Origin of the sequence: Vibrio sp. 10N.286.52.F8, from assembly GCF_041468745.1 — a bacterium.
Classification (GTDB): Bacteria; Pseudomonadota; Gammaproteobacteria; order Enterobacterales; family Vibrionaceae; genus Vibrio; species Vibrio crassostreae_C.
The window spans coordinates 129,434-149,148 of the sequence record NZ_JBFRJF010000010.1 but is presented as its reverse complement, the minus strand read 5'-3'; the positions used below and the strand labels follow the sequence as shown (position 1 = coordinate 149,148).

At 44.1% G+C, this 19,715-nt stretch carries 21 protein-coding genes; 9 read left to right on the top strand and 12 right to left on the bottom strand.

Going from position 1 to position 19,715, the window contains the following annotated elements; all coding sequences use genetic code 11:
* Positions 1–40: 40 nt before the first annotated feature.
* The 3 genes from AB4133_RS04790 to metN all read right to left on the bottom strand — a co-directional run bounded on the left by AB4133_RS04790 (position 41) and on the right by metN (position 2,639).
* The gene (locus tag AB4133_RS04790) at positions 41–850 is read right to left on the bottom strand and encodes a MetQ/NlpA family lipoprotein (protein WP_372224024.1); all 810 of its coding nucleotides are present in this window, start codon (positions 848–850) and stop codon (positions 41–43) included.
* Between the two features lie 81 nt (positions 851–931).
* Positions 932–1,615, bottom strand: a complete 684-nt coding sequence (locus AB4133_RS04785; protein ID WP_017060764.1) for a methionine ABC transporter permease — start codon at positions 1,613–1,615, stop codon at positions 932–934.
* The gene (gene metN / locus AB4133_RS04780; protein ID WP_017060763.1) at positions 1,605–2,639 is read right to left on the bottom strand and encodes a methionine ABC transporter ATP-binding protein MetN; all 1,035 of its coding nucleotides are present in this window, start codon (positions 2,637–2,639) and stop codon (positions 1,605–1,607) included. Before metN ends, AB4133_RS04785 begins: the two co-directional genes overlap by 11 nt.
* Positions 2,640–2,846: 207 nt before the next feature.
* On the opposite strand from metN, the gene gmhB reads away from it, so the two are divergent.
* The 5 genes from gmhB to treC all read left to right on the top strand — a co-directional run bounded on the left by gmhB (position 2,847) and on the right by treC (position 8,358).
* Positions 2,847–3,431: a D-glycero-beta-D-manno-heptose 1,7-bisphosphate 7-phosphatase gene (gene gmhB / locus AB4133_RS04775; protein WP_017060762.1), complete on the top strand. Its 585-nt coding sequence runs from the start codon at positions 2,847–2,849 to the stop codon at positions 3,429–3,431.
* 112 nt (positions 3,432–3,543) lie between these two features.
* A complete protein-coding gene (locus tag AB4133_RS04770) occupies positions 3,544–3,885 on the top strand; it encodes an MliC family protein (RefSeq protein ID WP_017060761.1) in 342 nt (113 codons plus the stop codon).
* A gap of 91 nt (positions 3,886–3,976) precedes the next feature.
* The gene (gene treR, locus AB4133_RS04765; protein WP_017071999.1) at positions 3,977–4,921 is read left to right on the top strand and encodes a trehalose operon repressor TreR; all 945 of its coding nucleotides are present in this window, start codon (positions 3,977–3,979) and stop codon (positions 4,919–4,921) included.
* Between the two features lie 204 nt (positions 4,922–5,125).
* The gene (treB, locus tag AB4133_RS04760; protein WP_372072552.1) at positions 5,126–6,550 is read left to right on the top strand and encodes a PTS trehalose transporter subunit IIBC; all 1,425 of its coding nucleotides are present in this window, start codon (positions 5,126–5,128) and stop codon (positions 6,548–6,550) included.
* Positions 6,551–6,672: 122 nt separating this feature from the next.
* Positions 6,673–8,358, top strand: a complete 1,686-nt coding sequence (gene treC, locus AB4133_RS04755; RefSeq protein WP_136973729.1) for an alpha,alpha-phosphotrehalase — start codon at positions 6,673–6,675, stop codon at positions 8,356–8,358.
* Positions 8,359–8,538: 180 nt separating this feature from the next.
* Here treC and AB4133_RS04750 read toward each other — a convergent pair whose 3' ends face one another.
* Positions 8,539–9,141 carry a YitT family protein gene (locus tag AB4133_RS04750; protein ID WP_017060757.1) on the bottom strand — a complete coding sequence of 201 codons (603 nt, stop codon included), beginning with the start codon at positions 9,139–9,141 and terminating at the stop codon, positions 8,539–8,541.
* A gap of 347 nt (positions 9,142–9,488) precedes the next feature.
* On the opposite strand from AB4133_RS04750, the gene glyA reads away from it, so the two are divergent.
* Positions 9,489–10,739, top strand: coding sequence for a serine hydroxymethyltransferase (gene glyA, locus AB4133_RS04745; RefSeq protein ID WP_372224023.1), 1,251 nt, complete (start codon positions 9,489–9,491; stop codon positions 10,737–10,739).
* Between the two features lie 499 nt (positions 10,740–11,238).
* Here the strand turns inward: glyA and AB4133_RS04740 are convergent, their stop codons facing one another.
* The 6 genes from AB4133_RS04740 to tsaA all read right to left on the bottom strand — a co-directional run bounded on the left by AB4133_RS04740 (position 11,239) and on the right by tsaA (position 15,751).
* Positions 11,239–11,565 (bottom strand): hypothetical protein, encoded by a 327-nt coding sequence (locus AB4133_RS04740; RefSeq protein WP_102320137.1) that lies wholly within the window; start codon positions 11,563–11,565, stop codon positions 11,239–11,241.
* Between the two features lie 232 nt (positions 11,566–11,797).
* On the bottom strand, positions 11,798–11,989 hold the full coding sequence (locus AB4133_RS04735) for a DUF4250 domain-containing protein (protein ID WP_004738555.1): 192 nt from the start codon (positions 11,987–11,989) through the stop codon (positions 11,798–11,800).
* A 1-nt stretch (position 11,990) separates the two neighbouring features.
* On the bottom strand, positions 11,991–12,194 hold the full coding sequence (locus AB4133_RS04730) for a YaeP family protein (protein WP_008222923.1): 204 nt from the start codon (positions 12,192–12,194) through the stop codon (positions 11,991–11,993).
* 164 nt (positions 12,195–12,358) lie between these two features.
* Positions 12,359–13,048: a tellurite resistance TerB family protein gene (locus AB4133_RS04725; RefSeq protein WP_017060754.1), complete on the bottom strand. Its 690-nt coding sequence runs from the start codon at positions 13,046–13,048 to the stop codon at positions 12,359–12,361.
* Between the two features lie 190 nt (positions 13,049–13,238).
* The gene (locus AB4133_RS04720; RefSeq protein WP_017060753.1) at positions 13,239–14,954 is read right to left on the bottom strand and encodes a proline--tRNA ligase; all 1,716 of its coding nucleotides are present in this window, start codon (positions 14,952–14,954) and stop codon (positions 13,239–13,241) included.
* Between the two features lie 101 nt (positions 14,955–15,055).
* The gene (gene tsaA / locus AB4133_RS04715) at positions 15,056–15,751 is read right to left on the bottom strand and encodes a tRNA (N6-threonylcarbamoyladenosine(37)-N6)-methyltransferase TrmO (protein ID WP_372224022.1); all 696 of its coding nucleotides are present in this window, start codon (positions 15,749–15,751) and stop codon (positions 15,056–15,058) included.
* A 124-nt stretch (positions 15,752–15,875) separates the two neighbouring features.
* On the opposite strand from tsaA, the gene AB4133_RS04710 reads away from it, so the two are divergent.
* The 3 genes from AB4133_RS04710 (at position 15,876) to AB4133_RS04700 (ending at position 18,236) form a co-directional block, all read left to right on the top strand.
* Positions 15,876–16,136 (top strand): type B 50S ribosomal protein L31, encoded by a 261-nt coding sequence (locus tag AB4133_RS04710; protein WP_372224021.1) that lies wholly within the window; start codon positions 15,876–15,878, stop codon positions 16,134–16,136.
* Positions 16,136–16,261, top strand: coding sequence for a type B 50S ribosomal protein L36 (gene ykgO / locus AB4133_RS04705; RefSeq protein WP_010436457.1), 126 nt, complete (start codon positions 16,136–16,138; stop codon positions 16,259–16,261). Before AB4133_RS04710 ends, ykgO begins: the two co-directional genes overlap by 1 nt.
* Positions 16,262–16,649: 388 nt before the next feature.
* Positions 16,650–18,236, top strand: a complete 1,587-nt coding sequence (locus tag AB4133_RS04700) for an AbgT family transporter (protein ID WP_102394420.1) — start codon at positions 16,650–16,652, stop codon at positions 18,234–18,236.
* Between the two features lie 112 nt (positions 18,237–18,348).
* Here AB4133_RS04700 and AB4133_RS04695 read toward each other — a convergent pair whose 3' ends face one another.
* Positions 18,349–18,792: a YaiI/YqxD family protein gene (locus AB4133_RS04695; protein WP_017063355.1), complete on the bottom strand. Its 444-nt coding sequence runs from the start codon at positions 18,790–18,792 to the stop codon at positions 18,349–18,351.
* Between the two features lie 55 nt (positions 18,793–18,847).
* Entirely contained in the window at positions 18,848–19,135 is a 288-nt protein-coding gene (locus AB4133_RS04690) for a hypothetical protein (RefSeq protein WP_017069390.1), read from the bottom strand.
* Between the last annotated feature and the right edge of the window lie 580 nt (positions 19,136–19,715).

Genomic DNA, 19,715 nt, shown 5'->3' with positions numbered 1-19,715 from the left:
AGCCCCTTCGGGTATCTATACAGTGCTGTCGTTTAGTTGATTACCAACCTTTAACGACGCCACCTTGGAAGATGTCAGAAGCTGCGTTGTACACTTCTTCAGTTTGGTAAGCTTTAACGAAGTTTTGTACGTTTTCAGCGTTTAGGTTGTCTTCACGAGAAACGATTAGGTTTACGTAAGGAGAATCTTTGTCTTCAACGAATACGCCATCTTTTTGTGGAGTCAGGTTGATAGAGCTCGCGTAAGTTGTGTTGATGATAGATAGAGCAACATCATCAAGAGAACGTGGCAGTTGAGCTGCGTCTAGTTCAACAATCGTTAGGTTCTTAGGGTTACCCACGATGTCGCGAACTGTAGCTAGAAGACCTGCGCCTTCACGAAGTTCAAGAAGACCTTGTTGCTCAAGAAGAAGTAGAGAGCGACCTAGGTTTGTAGGGTCGTTTGGTACAGCAATACGAGCACCGTCTTGGATTTCGTCTACCGATTTAACTTCTTTAGAGTAACCCGCAATTGGGTAAACAAACGTGTTACCAGCGATTGTTAGCTTATAACCACGGTCAGCCACTTGCTGATCTAGGTACGGTGCGTGTTGGAATGCATTGATATCGATCGAACCGTCATCTAGCGCTGCGTTAGGTGTTACGTAATCTGTGAAAGTCACTAACTCAACATCTAGGCCGTACTGCTCTTTTGCTACTTTAGCCGCTACTTCTGCAACTTGTGCTTCAGCACCTGCCATTACGCCAACTTTGATTTTAGAAGTATCCACTTCTTTCTCGCCACAACCTGCTAGTACTAGCGCTGAAGCTGCCGCTGCGATAGTCAGTAAACCTTTAAGGCTAAATTTCATAATAATCTCCTTTTAATAAATCTATTTAATTTGGTTCAGACGACTCTTGTCTTAGATAGTTTGCGTTTTAACGCTGAGTCTTTATCTGTGGTCAACGCGGCGAACCAATGAATCACCGATTGATTGAATAATTTGTACCAGCACAATCAACATTACTACTGTCACAGCCATGATGGTCACATCGTAGCGGTGGAATCCGTAACGAATCGCGACATCACCTAGGCCACCACCGCCTACAGTACCGGCCATTGCTGAGTAGCTCACCAGAGTCACTAGCGTAATCGTTACTGAGTTGATGATAGTCGGTAGTGCTTCTGGAAGCAGAACCTTATTGATGATTTGTGTTGGTGTTGCGCCCATTGATTGGGCCGCTTCCACTAGACCTGTTGGTACTTCAAGTAGTGCACTTTCGATAAGTCGAGCCACGAATGGGATAGCGCCAATCGTCAGTGGAACAATCGCTGCTGTTGTACCGATGAAGGTACCAATCAGCATCTTAGTCAGTGGAATAATCGCAACCATCAAAACTAAGAAAGGTACTGAACGACCCACGTTCACAATCGCACCTAGAATCTTGTTTACTTTGGTGTTCTCTAACAGGCCACCTTTTTTAGTCGTATGCAGAATCACGCCTAGTGGAATACCGACCGCGAAGCCAACAATGCCTGCAACAGCAACCATGTAAAGCGTTTCGCCTGTTGCGCCTAATAGAAGGTTACCGTTAAGGCTGATCCAGTCAGCAATCTCGTTGAAACTAAAGGACATAACCAAGCACCTCTACTTTTACATTGTTGTCGCGTAGGAATTGGATAGCAGCATTATCATCTGCTTCATTACCGAACAGTTCAGCGACCATCATGCCGAACTTCACGCCACCGGCGTAATCAAGGTCAGAACTTAAGATGCTGACATCGATATTGAATTTACGTGCGATTTGCGTCATTAGCGGAGCATCAACCGTTGCACCAGTAAACTCAAGACGCACCAGCGGGTAGCTGCTGTTTACGCGAGTCTCTTGCAAACGTGCTTGGTAATCTTCAGGGATCGTCAGATCCAACGTTGAGCGAATAAACTGATGCGCTAGCTCTGTCTTCGGATGAGCAAAGATGTCACCGACTGTACCTTTCTCTACCAATTCACCGCCGCCAATGATCGCAACCTCGTGACAAATGCTTTTAACCACATCCATCTCGTGTGTAATAAGCAGGATAGTGATGTTCAGCTTGCGGTTGATTTCACGCAGCAGCTCAAGGATAGATTGAGTTGTTGCTGGATCCAATGCGCTGGTGGCTTCATCACATAGCAGTACTTTCGGGTCAGAGGCCAGTGCGCGAGCAATCGCCACACGCTGCTTTTGACCACCACTTAGGTTTGCCGGGTAGGTGTCACGCTTATCAGCAAGGCCAACCAGTTCAAGTAACTCGCTGACTTTCGCTTCAATAATCGCTTTATCTTTACCAGCAAGTTCTAGAGGCAGTGCTACATTGTTAAATACAGTACGAGAAGACAGCAGGTTGAAGTGCTGGAATATCATGCCGATGTTACGGCGCGCTTCGCTAAGCTCTGATTTGCTGAGTTTTGTTAGGTCGATACCATCAACAATCACTTCACCCGAAGTCGGGGCTTCCAACATATTTACACAGCGGATTAGGGTACTTTTGCCTGCACCTGAAGAGCCGATGACTCCAAAGATTTGACCTTGAGGAATGTGGAGGTTGATATCAATTAAGGCATTGATTTCTTTAGTGCCTTGATAAAAAACCTTATTGACTTGATTCACTTTAATCATAGAGAAACCCGTGCAGGTAGAACAGAATAATATGTCGATAGCTCGCTCGATTTACAGACGATGCTATGGTGTTCTATGATCTAAGTCAATAGATATTTTTACGTCTAGACGGCTAAACGTCGATTGTATGGCTAAGCTAGAAACAAATCGTTAACGAACGCAAAACTAAATAGATAGTGATGAAGCAAATAAAGCGTGTAATAATTAATGATTAATAGAGAGTTGATAGAGAACAAAATTTTGTCTAAACCTGCTGTTTTTTTAGATCGTGATGGAGTGATTAACGTTGATCACGGCTACGTACATGATGAGCATGACTTTGAATACATCGATGGTGTGTTTGAAGCGGCGAAAGCGTTTAAAGATATGGGTTATTTATTGGTGCTAGTGACCAACCAATCTGGTATTGCTCGCGGCATGTTTAGTGAAGACCGTTTTCTTTCTTTAACGCAGTGGATGGATTGGAACTTTGTTGATAATGGTGTCGAGCTCGATGGCATTTATTACTGTCCTCACCACGCTGAGCACGGTATTGGTGACTACAAGCAAGATTGTGAATGTCGTAAGCCAAAGCCAGGCATGTTCATTTCTGCTCGTGACTTTCTGAAGATTGATATGGCTAACTCGGTCATGATCGGCGATAAAGCGGAAGACATGATGGCTGCAGAAGCAGCAGGTGTTGGTACTAAAGTCTTGGTAAGAACGGGTAAACCCATCACTGAAAAAGGTGAAGCGTTGGCTAGCGTGGTACTTGATAGCATTAAAGACGTACCCGCTTTCTTAAAAGGCTAAACGTTTTATTTATCACTAAGGTATGGACCTATCATTAGGCACTTACATTAGGTTTGTTCGAACCTGTGAATAGGCTAAGTGTCGTTGACTATATAAAGATGAGGAACGAAGTATGAAAGCTATGTTGGTAGCATCTCTATGTACAGTAGCATTGGTTGGGTGCTCTAAATCAGCAGCCCCTGAGACTGATAGCGCAACATCGAATGATCAATTCGCGACTTATCAATGTGAGTCTGACGTCTCGTTTGATGTGTCTTACCTTGATAATGAAAAAGCGGTACTACGCTTGCCTGATAATGAATACCGCCTGACTCAAGTTCCAGCGGGCTCAGGAACCAAATACATCTTAGATGATGGCACTTCAGAGATGATTAACAGCATCACTTTGCGCACGAAAGGTGACAATGCGCGTCTAGAACTTGGTCGCGTAGTCTATCGAAATTGCCAAAAGTAAGTCATAGTAAGAACTGCTAGTATTTACAAACAGTTAAGTGAGGGAATCTACCCTCACTTTTTCTTCTCTTCCCTTTAACGTTAGACTTTTTATGAGCAAAAAACTCACTATTCTTGATATTGCAAAGCTGTCCGGTGTTGGTAAGTCAACCGTATCACGCGTTCTGACCAATGATCCAAAAGTGAAACCTGAAACCCGTGAAAGGGTGGAAAGAGTAATTCAAGAATCTGGGTACACGCCTTCAAAATCTGCGCAATCGATGCGCGGTGGCAGCCAAAAAGTCATCGGCGTGATTATCTCTCGTTTGGACTCTCCCTCTGAAAACAAAGCCGTTAGCACGATGCTGGCCGAGTTGTATCGAGCGGATTACGATGTCGTGATCATGGAAAGCCAACTTGATAGAGATAAAGCCAATGAGCACCTGCAAGTTCTAAAGCGTCGTAACGTTGATGGCATTATTGTATTTGGTTTTACTGACTGCGATATTCCGGCAATCGAAGCTTGGGAACACAAAGCGGTGGTGATTGCTCTGGATACCGAGAACGTGACGTCGATTAACTATGATAACCAACAGGTGATCAATAGTGCGTTGGTGCATTTATCGGATCAAGGGATCTCTGACATTGGCTTTATCGGGGTTGATCCTAGTGATAAATCAACCGGTGAACTGCGTCTTAAGGCTTATCTCGATTGGTGTGAAAACACAGGTTCGGTGGCAAACTATCGTACTGGTCAACTTCATCACGAAAGTGCTTATCAGCTGGTGGATGAGGTACTAACACCTAACACCCAAGCTATAGTCTGTGCTAGTGACACATTGGCTCTCGGTGTGATCAAACGTCTGCAAGAGCGACAACGTGAAGATGTGGTCGTCACCGGCGTTGGTGGTAATGATCTTCTCTCTTTCTTGTTCCCTCGAGTATTTAGCATTGATCCTGGGTATCAATCTGCAGGTAAATTGGCCGCTAATCTATTGATCTCTCAGCTTTTAGGCAATTCAGAGATCTCTCATCACACTCAATCTCCGATTCTATAATCCACTCAATTAAGCGAAATTGAACCGCTTAGATTAAAATTAGAGTGTGATCTCTTTCAATTAATGGGACTGTTCCCATTTTAATTTATCATTCACGTGGGCATTATAATAACCGTGATTGGGAATGTTCCCATCAATCTAAATCAAAGTGGTTATAGCTGCATGGTTTAGAAGAGTAATTGAATGAAACCAGGGTGGGGTAGTATGAGTAAGATAGCGAAGCAAGACGTTGCGCGTCTTATCGAGTTAGTCGGTGGTAAAGAAAACATTGCGAGTGTCAGCCACTGTCTGACTCGACTGCGTTTTGTATTGAACGATACAGAGCAGGCCAACAAAGCTGAACTCGAAAAACTGAAGCTAGTAAAAGGCTGTTTTACTAACGCAGGCCAATTCCAAGTTGTGATTGGCACTGAAGTTGATGAAGTGTACGCACTTCTGATTGAACAGACAGGTAAAGAGGCATCATCAAAAGATGAGGCGAAGCTGGCTGCTCGTCAAAATATGAACTTCCTTGAGCGTGGTATCTCCCATTTAGCCGAAATTTTCGTACCACTGCTGCCTGCCATCATTACAGGTGGTTTGATTCTTGGTTTCCGTAATGTGATTGGCGACATTCGCATGTTCGACGGCAAAACCTTAGTTGAAATCAGTCAATTCTGGGCAACCGTTCACTCTTTCTTATGGTTGATCGGCGAAGCTATTTTCTTCTTCCTACCGGTTGGTGTGTGTTGGGCTACGGTTAAGAAGCTTGGCGGAACCCCAATTTTGGGTATCACGCTCGGTGTGACCTTAGTTTCACCACAACTCATGAACGCATACATGATAGGTAAATCGGTACCTGAGGTATGGGATTTTGGACTGTTTGTGATTGAGAAGGTCGGTTATCAGGCTCAGGTGATCCCAGCAATGTTAGCGGGTGTGGCTTTGGCGTTCATTGAAACCAATCTTAAGCGCATCGTCCCTGCTTACTTGTACCTAGTTGTGGTGCCATTTGTATCGATTATTTTGTCTGTGATTCTAGCGCACGCTTTCATTGGCCCATTTGGCCGTATGTTAGGCGATGGCGTGGCATTCGCGGCTAAAGCGGCAATGACGGGTGACTTTGCGATTCTTGGTTCAGTAGTCTTTGGCTTCCTATACGCACCTTTGGTTATTACAGGTATTCACCACACAACCAATGCCGTCGACCTACAACTGATGCAAGACTTAGGCGGCACACCAATCTGGCCTTTGATTGCGCTATCAAATATTGCACAAGCTTCAGCGGTTGTTGGCATCATCATCTTAAGCAAACGCGAAGGCGAACGAGATATCTCGGTTCCAGCTGCAATCTCTGCTTACTTAGGTGTAACAGAGCCAGCGATGTACGGCATCAACCTTAAATACAAATTCCCAATGCTGAGCGCAATGATTGGTAGTGCTGTTGCAGCCGCAATCTGTGGTAGTGCAGGAGTGATGGCGAATGGTATCGGTGTTGGTGGCTTGCCAGGCATCTTATCGATTCAACCGCAATATTGGTCTGTTTACTTAATTGCGATGCTGGTGGCGATTGTACTACCCGTCACGTTAACACTGTTCTTCTATAAACGAGCACAGATGAAAGGCGAACTAGAAACCGCCAACGCGTAATGCATTTAATAAGCGATGACTCCAAAGTGAGCCATCGCTTTTTCTTTTAGTTATAACGGCTATTCGACCATGATTCACATGGTGATTTTTATTTTATATTTTCTGGTAAGTGAGTGTTAGAGATGGCGATGACTGAGCATGATGAAAGTTGGTGGAAAACCGCAACCATCTATCAAATCTACCCAAAGAGCTTTTGTGACAGTGGCAGTAAAGGTACTGGCGATATCAAAGGGATCATTTCAAAACTGGATTATCTTAAACACTTGAGTGTGGATGCCATTTGGTTAACCCCAGTTTACGCATCCCCAATGATCGATAACGGCTACGATATTTCAGATTACTACGCGATTAACCCGCAATTCGGCACCATGGAAGATTTCGACCTATTGCTGGCTGAAGCGCACCAACGTGGTATTCGTATCGTGATGGATATCGTGGTAAACCACACCTCAACAGAACATGCGTGGTTTCAGTCAGCATTGGGTGATAAAAACAGCCCATACCGCGACTACTACATATGGAAAGATCCTGTAAACGGCCAAGCACCAACCAACTGGCAGTCTAAGTTCGGTGGTAATGCATGGGAAATGGATGAAGCGACGGGTCAGTATTTCCTACACCTATTCGCCAAAGAACAGGCTGACCTTAACTGGGAGAACCCGGTTGTACGCGAAGAAGTGAAAGACGTCATTAGCTTCTGGGCTGAGAAGGGCGTTGATGGTTTCCGCTTGGACGTGATCAACCTGATTTCGAAACAGCAAGACTTCCCCAATGATGATATCGGTGATGGTCGTCGTTTTTACACTGATGGCCCACGAGTGCACGAATACCTGAAAGAGATCAGCGAAGCGGTATTCCAGAAATACGGCAGCGTGACAGTAGGCGAGATGTCTTCAACGACACTCGAGCATTGCCAACAGTACTCAAACATTGATAACAGCGAGTTATCGATGGTGTTTAACTTCCACCACCTTAAGGTGGATTACACCAATGGTGAGAAGTGGACTAATGCGCCGTTTGATTTCTTGCAGCTCAAGTCGATCTTCAATCATTGGCAAACGGGTTTGAACGGCAAGGGCTGGGGCGCATTGTTTTGGTGTAACCACGACCAACCGCGAGTCGTGAGCCGCTTAGGTGATGATCAGCAATATCGTGTTGAGTCGGCCAAGATGTTGGCTGCTTCTGTGCACATGATGCAAGGCACGCCTTATATCTATCAAGGTGAAGAGATTGGTATGACCAACCCTGGCTATACTGACATCAGCCAGTATCGTGATGTTGAGAGTACCAATATGTACGACATCATGGTTAACCGTGATGGTGTGGCTCATCAAGATATGATGGCGATTCTAGCGCAGAAATCTCGTGATAACTCTCGTACACCAATGCAATGGAATAGTGAGCCTTACGCCGGATTCTCACAAGCTCAGCCATGGCTTGATGTAGCGAATAATTACTCTGAGATTAACGCTGAGCAAGCACTGGAAGACAAAGACTCTGTTTTTTATTTCTATAAGAGCTTGATTGAGTTACGCAAACAAGTACCAGTGATTACGGATGGCAGCTATCAAGATCTATTGCCTGAGCACCCGTCGGTATTTGCGTACTCTCGTGAGAGTGAAGGACAAACTCTGCTGTGCATTAACAACTATTATGGTGAAGAGGCTGAATGCGTTTTACCTGAACGTTTTGAGATGGCAAAGGCTAAGAGCTTGTTGTCTAATTATCAAGTGAGCGAGAGTTTAGTGGCGTCTCATCATCAAGTTTTGCAACCTTACGAGACTCGTATTCTTTTGATCGAAGGTTAGCCTTGTTTTTATTTCAATCGGCTTGATTCTCTTCCCCTTAAAGGATTCGGCTGTTAAAAGGCTTTGGAGTGCTCCCCAAAGCCTTTTTTGTTTTAGTGATGGCTGGAATATCGTGCCTCGAGTCTACTTGCTAGAAGTTTGAGCATCGAGTGCCAGCAACGACAGAGCAGGTAATGAACTTTAAGACGCGTAATTCACCGAGTAGCGAGTTGGTTTGTGGTTCATTGCCAATACGATGTTCAATACTGCGGTGCCTAATACAGATACGGCAATCACCCAAGGTGACACGAAGAAGAACGATGCAAACAGAATACACGCATCAATACCCATTTGTGTTTTGCCTACCGAGATACCGTAGCGGTCTTGGATAAACAAGCACAGTACGTTGAAGCCACCCAGACTTGAGCGGTGACGGAATAGGATTAGCATACCTAAGCCCATTAATAAGCCGCCGGCAACAGCACAATAGATCTCGTTATGAACTTCTAGCGAGATAACTAAGTATAAATGATCGGCAAACACAGATACTAAAGCACCAGAAATCGCACTGCTAATAGCAAAGCTACGGCCGAATCGTTTCCATGCTAATAAATAGAATGGACAATTGGCAACAAAGTACAAAATACCAAAGGTTACAGGCAAGAATTGACTCAAAAGCAGAGCCAAGCCAGTAGTGCCCCCGGTAAGCAGGTTCGCTGACTGTAAAAAGAAGACGCCTAACGCCACTAAAAACGTGCCAGTGAGAATCGCTACCCAATCTTCTTTACGTGAGTGTTTTTCCATCGTTTTTATAATTACCTAACCAATAAAGGCGTGCATAGTAGAGAAAAACCTTAGCTTTCGGTAGCTTGAGGGGCAAAATTAAGGTAAACCTATGTAATCTGCGTTTTACAGGGTGTAAAGCGTAAAATTGACAGTAAGCGCCATCTTTGGTTGGATAAGCCAAATAACCATGATGAATCTTATTTGTGATTATGAAAAAACTGCATGATAAAATTGCAATTAGCTCTTTATGACCTAGATCAAATTATGTAGAATGCGTCACATCAAAACGGTGACGGAAACGTTTGCTTTCGGTCGTTGTGTGGTTTTTTTGAAACTTTCAGTACAATCTGAGTCAGGAGATACAGATGCTTAAGCGTGACATGAACATTGCTGATTACGATGCGGATCTATTCGCAGCTATCCAAGAAGAAACTCTTCGTCAGGAAGAGCATATCGAACTTATCGCTTCAGAAAACTACACAAGCCCACGTGTAATGGAAGCTCAAGGTTCTCAGCTAACAAACAAATACGCTGAAGGCTACCCAGGCAAGCGTTACTACGGTGGTTGTGAGTACGTAGACAAAGTTGAAACTCTAGCAATTGAACGTGCATGTGAACTATTTGGTGCAGAGTACGCAAACGTACAGCCTCACTCAGGTTCTCAAGCAAATAACGCTGTATACATGGCACTACTAAATGCAGGCGATACGGTTATAGGTATGAGCCTAGCACACGGTGGTCACCTAACTCACGGTTCTCCAGTAAACTTCTCTGGTAAGCTTTACAACATCATCCCTTACGGTATCGATGAAGCGGGTCAAATCGATTACGAAGAGATGGAAAAGCTGGCTATCGAGAACAAGCCTAAGATGATCATCGGTGGTTTCTCTGCTTACTCTCAAATCTGTGATTGGAAGCGCATGCGTGAAATCGCTGACAAAGTAGGTGCTTACCTGTTCGTAGATATGGCTCACGTAGCAGGTCTAATCGCTGCAGGCGTTTACCCGAACCCAGTGCCACACGCTCACGTAGTAACTACAACGACGCACAAAACGCTTGCGGGTCCTCGTGGTGGTCTAATCCTTTCTAACGAAGGCGAAGATCTTTACAAGAAGCTGAACTCAGCAGTATTCCCAGGCGGCCAAGGTGGTCCTCTAATGCACGTTATCGCTGGTAAAGCAGTAGCGTTCAAAGAAGCTCTAGAGCCAGAGTTCAAAGAATACCAAGCACGCGTTGTTGCTAACGCAAAAGCAATGGTTGCTGAATTCCTAGCTCGTGGTTACAACATCGTTTCAGGTTCTACAGAGAACCACCTGTTCCTAGTTGACCTAATCAACAAAGACATCACAGGTAAAGAAGCAGATGCAGCACTAGGTGCAGCAAACATCACTGTAAACAAGAACTCAGTACCAAACGACCCACGTAGCCCATTCGTTACTTCAGGTATCCGTATCGGTTCTCCTTCTATCACTCGTCGCGGTTTCTCAGAAGCAGACGCGAAAGAGCTAGCAGGTTGGATCTGTGACATCCTAGATAACATGGGTGATGAGTCTGTTATCGAAGCGACTAAAGCAAAAGTACTAGAGATCTGTAAGCGTCTACCGGTTTACGCTTAATTTTTCTGGCTCAAATAGCTTAATTTCTGTGTCAAAGGTGCTCATTTACATTCGTAAACTCCGCGCCTTTTCCTTGAACTAAAGCTATTTGATTGAAAAATACGATTTGAAAGGCTCCTGTTGGGAGCTTTTTTTGTTTTTTTGGGTATTACGTTGTCGAGCATGCTCACTTACATTCGTAAGCTCCGCGTGCTCTCCTAGAATTTCAAACAACTACTTTGAAAAATATTGATACTAGAGGCTCCTTAATAGGGGCCTTTTTTGTACTTGGAAGTTTTAAAATTGTTGTCGAGCATGCTCACTTACACCCGTAATCTCTGCGTGCTCTCTTAGAATTTCAAACAACTACTTTGAAAAGCAATGATACTAGAGGCTTCTTTAAAGGAGCTATTTTTTGTATCTGATGGCTGGTGGATTTGGGATTAAGAGTAAAGAAAAGCGGGTATTAAAAAGGGTTAATGCTTTCACATTAACCCTTTGGTATTTGGTAGTGTCGATTCTACTTTTTGATGCTAAGTAGGGTGCCTGACTTACACTTGAATGAGTAATAGTGGCGGCTCTCGTTGAATTTGCCTAAGCCTTCGCCATCGCAGTAGTCGATGTTGATATCACGCATTACTTCTAGCGTATCTTCGCTGTTCAAAGCGAATTTAGAGCCATCAGAGCAGACGATGCGAACTCGTTCATCATGGCTTACAGAGTAAATATCGACTTCAGTATTACACAGCTCAAAAGAGGCTTCGCGAAAGTTGTCTTGCTGAGTATTTGAAGCGCAACCTGCGGTGAGTGCGGCTGCGATAACGGCTAAAAGTCCGAGTCTTTTCATTGTTAATCCTTCACTATCATCAAGTTGAGTGATGAGTTTTATATGCTAGTTTAGGTAGCCTATACAACAATACGCTTTGGTTCAAGGCGCGTTCGTTGACTCTAAGATATAAAAGTATAGGTGCATACAGATAATTTATAATGGGTTTGCTGCGTGTTTCCTTATTACGTATCACCAACAAAAAAAGACCAACACAGAGGTTGGTCTTTAAATAGGAAGATTTTTTAAACGACTATCGAAACTGTTTAGCTTCTGGAAGATACTCAAAACCAGCAGACGCGAGCTTAGCGATTAAGGCTGCTTTGTCGATTTCGTAGAAGTTGACCACTCGATCTAAATCACCGCCGAAGTCGTCACGAAGCTTCATGTTGACGATGCTCATCAACATCACTGGATCCATTTTTTCAAAGTTAGCGAGGTTCATATTAGTCCTCGAAATCTGAAATCAGTAAGTTAGCAGCGGCAAAGGCTGCACGTTCACGAGCTTCTTTAGGAAGAGACTCATCGGCAGCAAGGTCATTCAATGTTTTTACTGCGCAGGTGATCGCTTTAGGGATATAGCCTTGGTCGCCACTGCCAATTTGAGAATACAGTTCACGAACCAAATCACAACAATCGTATACTTTCATTTTTATACCTAACCAAATGATAACTGATCTCAATATACACATAGAGATAAGCAAAAACAAAGTGGATCTGATCAAGTTCAGAGTTAGTTTGTCCTTGCTCAATATCTCACTTGGTTAGCTCGCTGCTTAGGCCGTTCTTTACGGCTTCGTTTGGTACTTGCCGATTAGCCAGAGACTTGTTGTTCAAGTTGATAGGTGACTTCATCAGCAAGATTGAGCTGTTTCGCGAGCTCTTTCAGGTACGCCTTTTCCATGAAATTCTGTTCGTCGGCTACAATCAAAGAGGCTAAGTAGATCTCACTCGCCTGTTGAGGTGACGTTGCCAGTTGAGCGATTTCGCTTGGGTCGAGTGGCTTATGCAGTTCTTCAGAGACCAATTTAGTCAGTTGATAATCAGCGCCCATATTCTCGACGGCTTGCTCTATCTTAGCCATCTCTTCTTCATCAACATGGCCATCAGCTTTAGACGCGGCAATCATCGATCGTAGAATCAGCACGCTGTGGTTTGCATCATTTTCATCAAACTGAGCCTGTTCGGCGTTAGGTGTCTGGCCTTGTTTGGATTGGTAGTCGTTGTAGACTTTATAAGCCAAAGCGCCCAGTGCTGCTGCGCCGCCAATCCCAGCCGCTTTCTTACCCATTTTCTTAGTCTTCTTAGAGCCCATTAACGCACCTAACAGTCCTCCGCCAACTGCGCCTGCACCGAAGGCTCCGAGTGTACTTTTACTGCTACTCTTGCTATTGCTGCCTTGAGAAAGGCCACTTAAACTTGAAGACCCTTGTGAAAGTTTCTGAGTACCTTGTTTTACGAGATCTGATTTAAGTGCTTGGTTCAGTAAGCTTTTGATATCCATCGATACCTCCAATGGTGAGCATGTCCAAAAAGTTGATGACACCAATATACGGATTTAAAGATGAACAGGGGATTAACTTACGTTATTTACTCTACTGATAAATAGAAGGGAGTTTGAAGCGAAATGACAGGCACAAAAAAGGCCACCTAACGGCAGCCTTTCAATGTTTATCTAGTCAGTAATCGGATTACTAAGCTAGTTGAGCCTTAAGGTGCTCGATAACCGTGTCCATTGCGATAGCTTCTTTATCACCAGTACGACGGTTTTTGTATTCGAAGTTACCTTCGTCCATGCTGCGATCGCCGATAACGATAGTGTGAGGGATACCCACAAGCTCGATATCTTTAAACATAACACCAGGGCGCTCTTTACGGTCATCGAATAAAACTTCGATACCCATAGCTGTTAATTCAGCGTATAGCTTCTCAGCTGCTTCTTTAACGCGCTCAGATTTGTGCATGTTCATTGGTACGATAGCAGCTTGGAACGGCGCTAGTGCGTCTGGCCAAGTGATACCGAATTTATCGTGGTTTTGCTCGATAGCAGATGCAACAACACGTGAAACACCGATACCGTAACAACCCATTTCTAGGATTACGCTCTTACCATCAGGACCAAGCACGTTACAGTTCATTGCTTTAGAGTAAGTATTACCTAGTTGGAAGATGTGACCAACTTCGATACCACGCTTAAGCTGAATAGTACCTTGACCACATGGGCTAAGGTCACCTTCAACTACGTTACGTAGGTCTTCAACTTGAGCAAGCTCAACGTCACGACCCCAGTTGATGCCGAAGTAGTGCTTACCATCTACGTTTGCACCAGCGCCAAAGTCGCTCATTACAGCAACAGAGCGGTCAACGATGAATGGTAGCTCTAGGCCAACAGGTCCAAGTGAACCAGGACCTGCACCAACAAGTGCGCGGATTTCTTCTTCAGAAGCCATCTCTAGCGGAGAAGCAACCTGTGGAAGGTTCTCTGCTTTCACTTCGTTCAGTTCGTGGTCACCACGGATGATTAGCGCGATGATATCAGCGTCTACTTCATCAGAAGCTTTAACGAATAGAGTCTTAACTGTCTTCTCGATTGCTAGACCGTGTTGCTCTACCAATTCTGCGATAGTTTTCGCATTTGGTGTATCAACCAGTTCCATCTCTTGAGTTGGTGCTGCTGCATCTTCAGTAGGAGCAAGTGCTTCTGCTTTTTCGATGTTTGCTGCGTAATCTGACTCAGTTGAGAATGCGATTAGGTCTTCGCCGCTTTCAGCAAGAACGTGGAACTCTTGAGAGCCGCTGCCGCCGATTGCGCCAGAGTCTGCCAATACTGGACGGTATTCAAGGCCCATACGGTCGAATGCTTTACAGTAAGCATCGTGCATCGCTTGGTAAGACTTTTCTAAGCCTTCTTTGTCGATATCAAAGCTGTACGCATCCATCATAGAGAATTCACGTGCACGCATTACGCCAAAACGAGGGCGGCGCTCATCACGGAATTTAGTCTGGATTTGGTACAGATTTAGAGGTAGCTGTTTGTAAGAGCTGATCTCGTTACGTACTAGACTCGTTACCACTTCTTCAGCTGTTGGGCTAAGAACAAATGGACGAGAGTGACGGTCTGTGAAACGAAGTAGCTCAGGCCCCATCTTTTCAGAACGGCCAGTCTCTTCCCAAAGCTCAAACGGTTGAACTACGGGCATCAAGATTTCAACGGCACCTGCATTATCGATCTCTTGGCGAACGATATTTTCGACTTTACGCAGTACACGTAGACCAGTAGGTAGCCAAGTATATAAACCTGAAGCTAGCTTACGGATCATACCTGCACGTAGCATCAGCTGGTGGCTGATAACTTCTGCGTCGTTTGGAGTCTCTTTCAGAGTAGAAAGAAGGTAGTTACTGGTACGCATTCTATGGTATCCGTTTCATCATTGATAAAAGAAAACTTGCTGTCGTTCGTAACCACAGCAAATCTGATATAGCCGCATATAATATCAGCCTATTTGGGATCTCAAAAGCGTTCAATGTCAGTTACATTGATGAAAAGCGTTTCAACCACGAATTTCACGTTAAGATTGAACAAATTTACCGCATATTCCTTGTTGTCAGGCTTACCTTTCTTATAGGCAGGGCGAGGATCTTGGCCTAATACTTCTTTGATCACCTGAATGATATGGCGCGCTTGTGGATGGCTTACGAGCTTACTTTGCGCTTGCTGCGAAAAGTTAACGTCGAGCACTTCTGGTTCGTCGGCGGCGAACCCTCCCAATGCATCCGGAATCGAATCTGAGTAGGGGATATAAGGCTTGATGTCGATGATCGGTGTACCGTCTACTAAGTCGACGCTGCCGAGATCCAACCAAGTCTGTCCTTTCTCTTGAGACACACCTTTTAGTTCAACCGCAGACATGCCAATTCCATTTGGTCTGAATGTGGCACGTGACGCGAATACACCAATACGTTCATTCCCGCCAAGGCGAGGTGGCCTCACAGTTGGTTTCCAGCCTGCTTCAAGGTTCTTGTCGAACAGAAATAGTAACCAAACATGGCTAAATTGCTCTATATCACGAACAGACTCAAGGCAGTTTGCTGCATCAACCAACCTGACTCTTGAGGTGGATGTGGGTACCAATCTAGGTTGCCTTGGCACTGCGAACTTCTCTTTATAGGGAGACTCAATAAAGCCAACAGGTTCAATTGTGTACATAGTTGGGTGTTCTCTGATTACGATTAAGACGGAAAAATATCATAAAATCGCTTGTTTTTCTTTTGATAACAATTGTCACTTGTAGTGTTATAACATATCAAGTTGGTTATTTAAGGGGAATACAATGAAACCGAATATCCATCCATATTACCGTCCCGTGGTTTTTCATGATACCAGTGTCGATGAGTACTTCTTAATCGGCTCAACGCTAAAAACAGACCGTACTATCGAATGGGAAGTCGGCAATACTTGCCCTTACTTCACGATTGAGGTGTCGCCAAAGTCGCATCCTTTCTATACGGGCAAACAACGAGTGCTACATAAAGAGGGACGCGTTGCGAACTTCACTCGTCGTTTTGGTCAATTAGGTAAGGGAGCTAAATAATGAAAGTTGTTAAATCACTTAAAAGTGCGAAAAGCCGTCACCCTGATTGCCAGATAGTTAAGCGTAGAGGGCGTCACTATGTGATCTGTAAATCCAATCCAAGATTTAAAGCGGTTCAAAAATAACCGTCAATATGATGTGACATGTGTGTAAAAACGAGGGGAAAGTCAAACTTCATTCATTTGTCTGTTTTTCTTTTCCTTCGAGAGGAACTTAACCGGATATCGAGTGTGCATTTAACGTGCGATGTATTTTATTTTCAAGTGAATCAATGGGTTATATTGTGAGTTATATTTCTAGTGAATGCGTTATTGTAAATTATAAATCTAGTTTTTGTATTTAATATAGATTTATTTGCTAATTAATTGTTCAAATAGAGTTAAAAGTCGTCGTTTGTTACACACTTTGTAACATTTTGAATTTCTAATTGATATTTTTGTCGCGTACCCTTCGCTGGCAATTTGAACATCTTTGTCACAATTGCACAGGAATCACTACACAAGGAGGGAACAGATGAGTTCATCTGCTTCAATAAAAAACAACGCACCAAAAAAACCTATTTTTACCCGTTTTCTCGATGGTGTTGAATATTTGGGGAACCTATTACCCCACCCGATCACTCTTTTCGCAATCTTCTGTGTCGCTATTCTAGTTACTTCAGGTATAGCAGGATATTTTGATGTGTCTGTTATGGACCCTCGTCCAGAAGGTGCTCCAGGTCGTGCTGCTGACGGCATGATCTACGTTGTAAGCTTACTTAATGCTGAAGGCTTACAGCTCATTGTTACTAATCTAGTGACAAACTTTGTTGGCTTTGCGCCATTAGGTACCGTGCTTGTTGCAATGCTAGGTGTAGCGATTGCTGAGCACTCAGGTCTATTATCTGCGGCGATGCGTGGCATGGTAATGGGCGCATCTAAGCGCATGGTTACGGTAACCGTAGTTTTCGCAGGTATTATCTCTAACACGGCTTCAGAGCTTGGCTATGTAGTACTTATCCCGCTTGCAGCAATGCTTTTCCACTCTTTGGGTCGTCACCCATTAGCAGGTCTAGCGGCAGCATTTGCTGGTGTATCTGGTGGTTACTCTGCAAACCTTCTAATCGGTACGGTTGACCCGCTGCTTTCTGGTATTACTACAACAGCAGCACAAATGATTGACCCGACTTACAACGTTGGTCCTGAATCAAACTGGTACTTCATGTTTGTTTCTACTTTCTTCATCGCGATTACAGGTGCATTTGTAACTGAGAAGATTGTTGAACCAAAACTGGGTAAATACAACGACGAAGAAGCGTCTGAAGATTTATCAAATGATTCAATGGGCAAGCTAACAGACGTTGAGAAGAAAGGCCTTAAGTTTGCGGGTATCGCAGTGCTAGCGGTTTCAGCGCTTCTTGCTTGGACGATTGTTCCAGCTGATGGTGTTCTACGTTCAGCAGCAGGTACGGTTTCAGGTTCTCCATTCCTGAAAAGTATCGTAGCGTTCATCTTCGTATTCTTCGCAGTTCCTGGTTTTGTTTACGGTAAAGTTACCGGCACAATGAAAACAGACCGTGATGTAATCAATGCAATGTCTAAGTCTATGTCTTCAATGGGCATGTACATCGTACTTGTGTTCTTCGCTGCTCAGTTTGTTGCTTTCTTCAAGTGGACTAACTTCGGTCAAGTATTCGCAGTTGCAGGTGCTACTTTCCTACAGGATATCGGCCTAACGGGTCCAATGTTGTTCTTCGCATTCATCCTAATGTGTGGCTTCATTAACCTGATGATCGGTTCAGCTTCTGCTCAGTGGGCAGTAACAGCGCCAATCTTCGTTCCAATGCTAATGTTAGTAGGTTACGCACCTGAAACGATTCAAGCGGCTTACCGTATCGGTGATTCAACAACCAACATCATTACGCCAATGATGAGCTACTTTGGTCTTATCCTAGCTGTAGCGACGCGTTACATGAAGAACCTAGGTATCGGTACTCTGATTGCAACTATGCTTCCATACTCAATCGTATTCTTGGTTGGTTGGAGCTTAATGTTCTACGTTTGGGTATTCGTATTTGGCCTACCAGTAGGTCCAGGTGCTGCAACGTACTACACGCCTTAGTTGTAGAGTAGGGGAAACCTTCTTCTAATTGATATTAAAAAAACCTGCATTGTTTGCAGGTTTTTTGATTTTTTATGGAGAGATAGAACTAGGTTAAGCTCGGATGAGCCAGCTAGCGTTTGGCTAGAATTCTATCTAAGTGGTTGGCAAACTCACGACGGTCGGTTTGAGAAAGGGCACTTGGTCCACCCGTTTGGATGCCACTTGAGCGCATGGTATCCATAAAGTCACGAATGTTCAGACGCGCTTTAATGGTCTCTTTGGTGTAAAGCTCACCACGAGAGCTGAGTGCTTGCCCACCTTTAGTGATCACTTCGTCAGCCAGAGGGATATCGGATGTAATCACAAGATCGCCGGGTTCAGTGCGCTTTACGATTTCATCATCAGCAATATCAAACCCGCTTGGCACTTGAATTGAGTGAATGTTATTGCGTTTAGGAACGGGAACCAGATGGTTTGCCACAAAGGTACATTCAACCCCTGTGCGCTCAGCTGCGCGTACGATTGTTTCTCGGATAACCTTTGGACAAGCGTCCGCATCAACCCATATCTTCATAGTGTTCTAATTTCTCTGTTAGCTTATTTATCGGTCAACTTATTGCTCAGTTGCCTTATTGATCAGTTAGTTTAGCTTCAAGCATGGCAACGCGAGCAGTGAGTTCAAGGATTTGCTTTTCCAGTTGGCTAACACGATCAAGTGCTGGCTCTTCTTGTGTCGCGACTTCAACTTTAGGAACACGATTTGCGCTTTTCCAGCTCTTGATGGTCGTGATTAAAGCGGGCATCGGAACGGATGTGCTCATACGAGCCTTAACTAAAGCAACTGTCGGCTCTTTCCCTTGCGCTTGCAGTCCTTCAAGCACTGATTTCAACTCTTCAGAAACATCTTTTGTCAGCATGTTGATCTCCATTTTTAGTCTTTAGTCATTTTACTCGCTCTGGTGAATGATAGCGAATCATAAAACCGCCCATGGCTTGTGAGAGATCTCTTACAAAGGTTGTGAGATAACACGAATACATCGCTAGAGAGATTGATGTTCACATGGTTAAGGTGTTGAATTTTAATTGTTTTATATAATTAACAACTTTCTTGAATTCAAAATGTGATGCAAATCTATTGTCCGAAATCCTAAATCGCGTAAATTAAACCTTGTCGGAAGGATTCTGACACGGAACAGGAAAGCACCAAGGATTTGGTTATCTTCAGGATGAAGATTTGGTTACTTAGGATTGAGTGATCAAGCATGGAGCGTAAGGACATTGTAGGGATACAGTCAGTTAACAGGAAGTTAGCTGCAACGGAATGACAATGGACACCTTTAGGATTAAAGGGTTGGATTAGCATCAGGACGATGTAAAGGACACCGCTCACGGAACAAGTGATGTGCGCTAACTAGGATTGTTAGCTTTCAGGATGATTGGACACCGCTAGGACGGCGAAGTAAAGGAAAGAGCTGAAGGATTACAGCCACTATTATG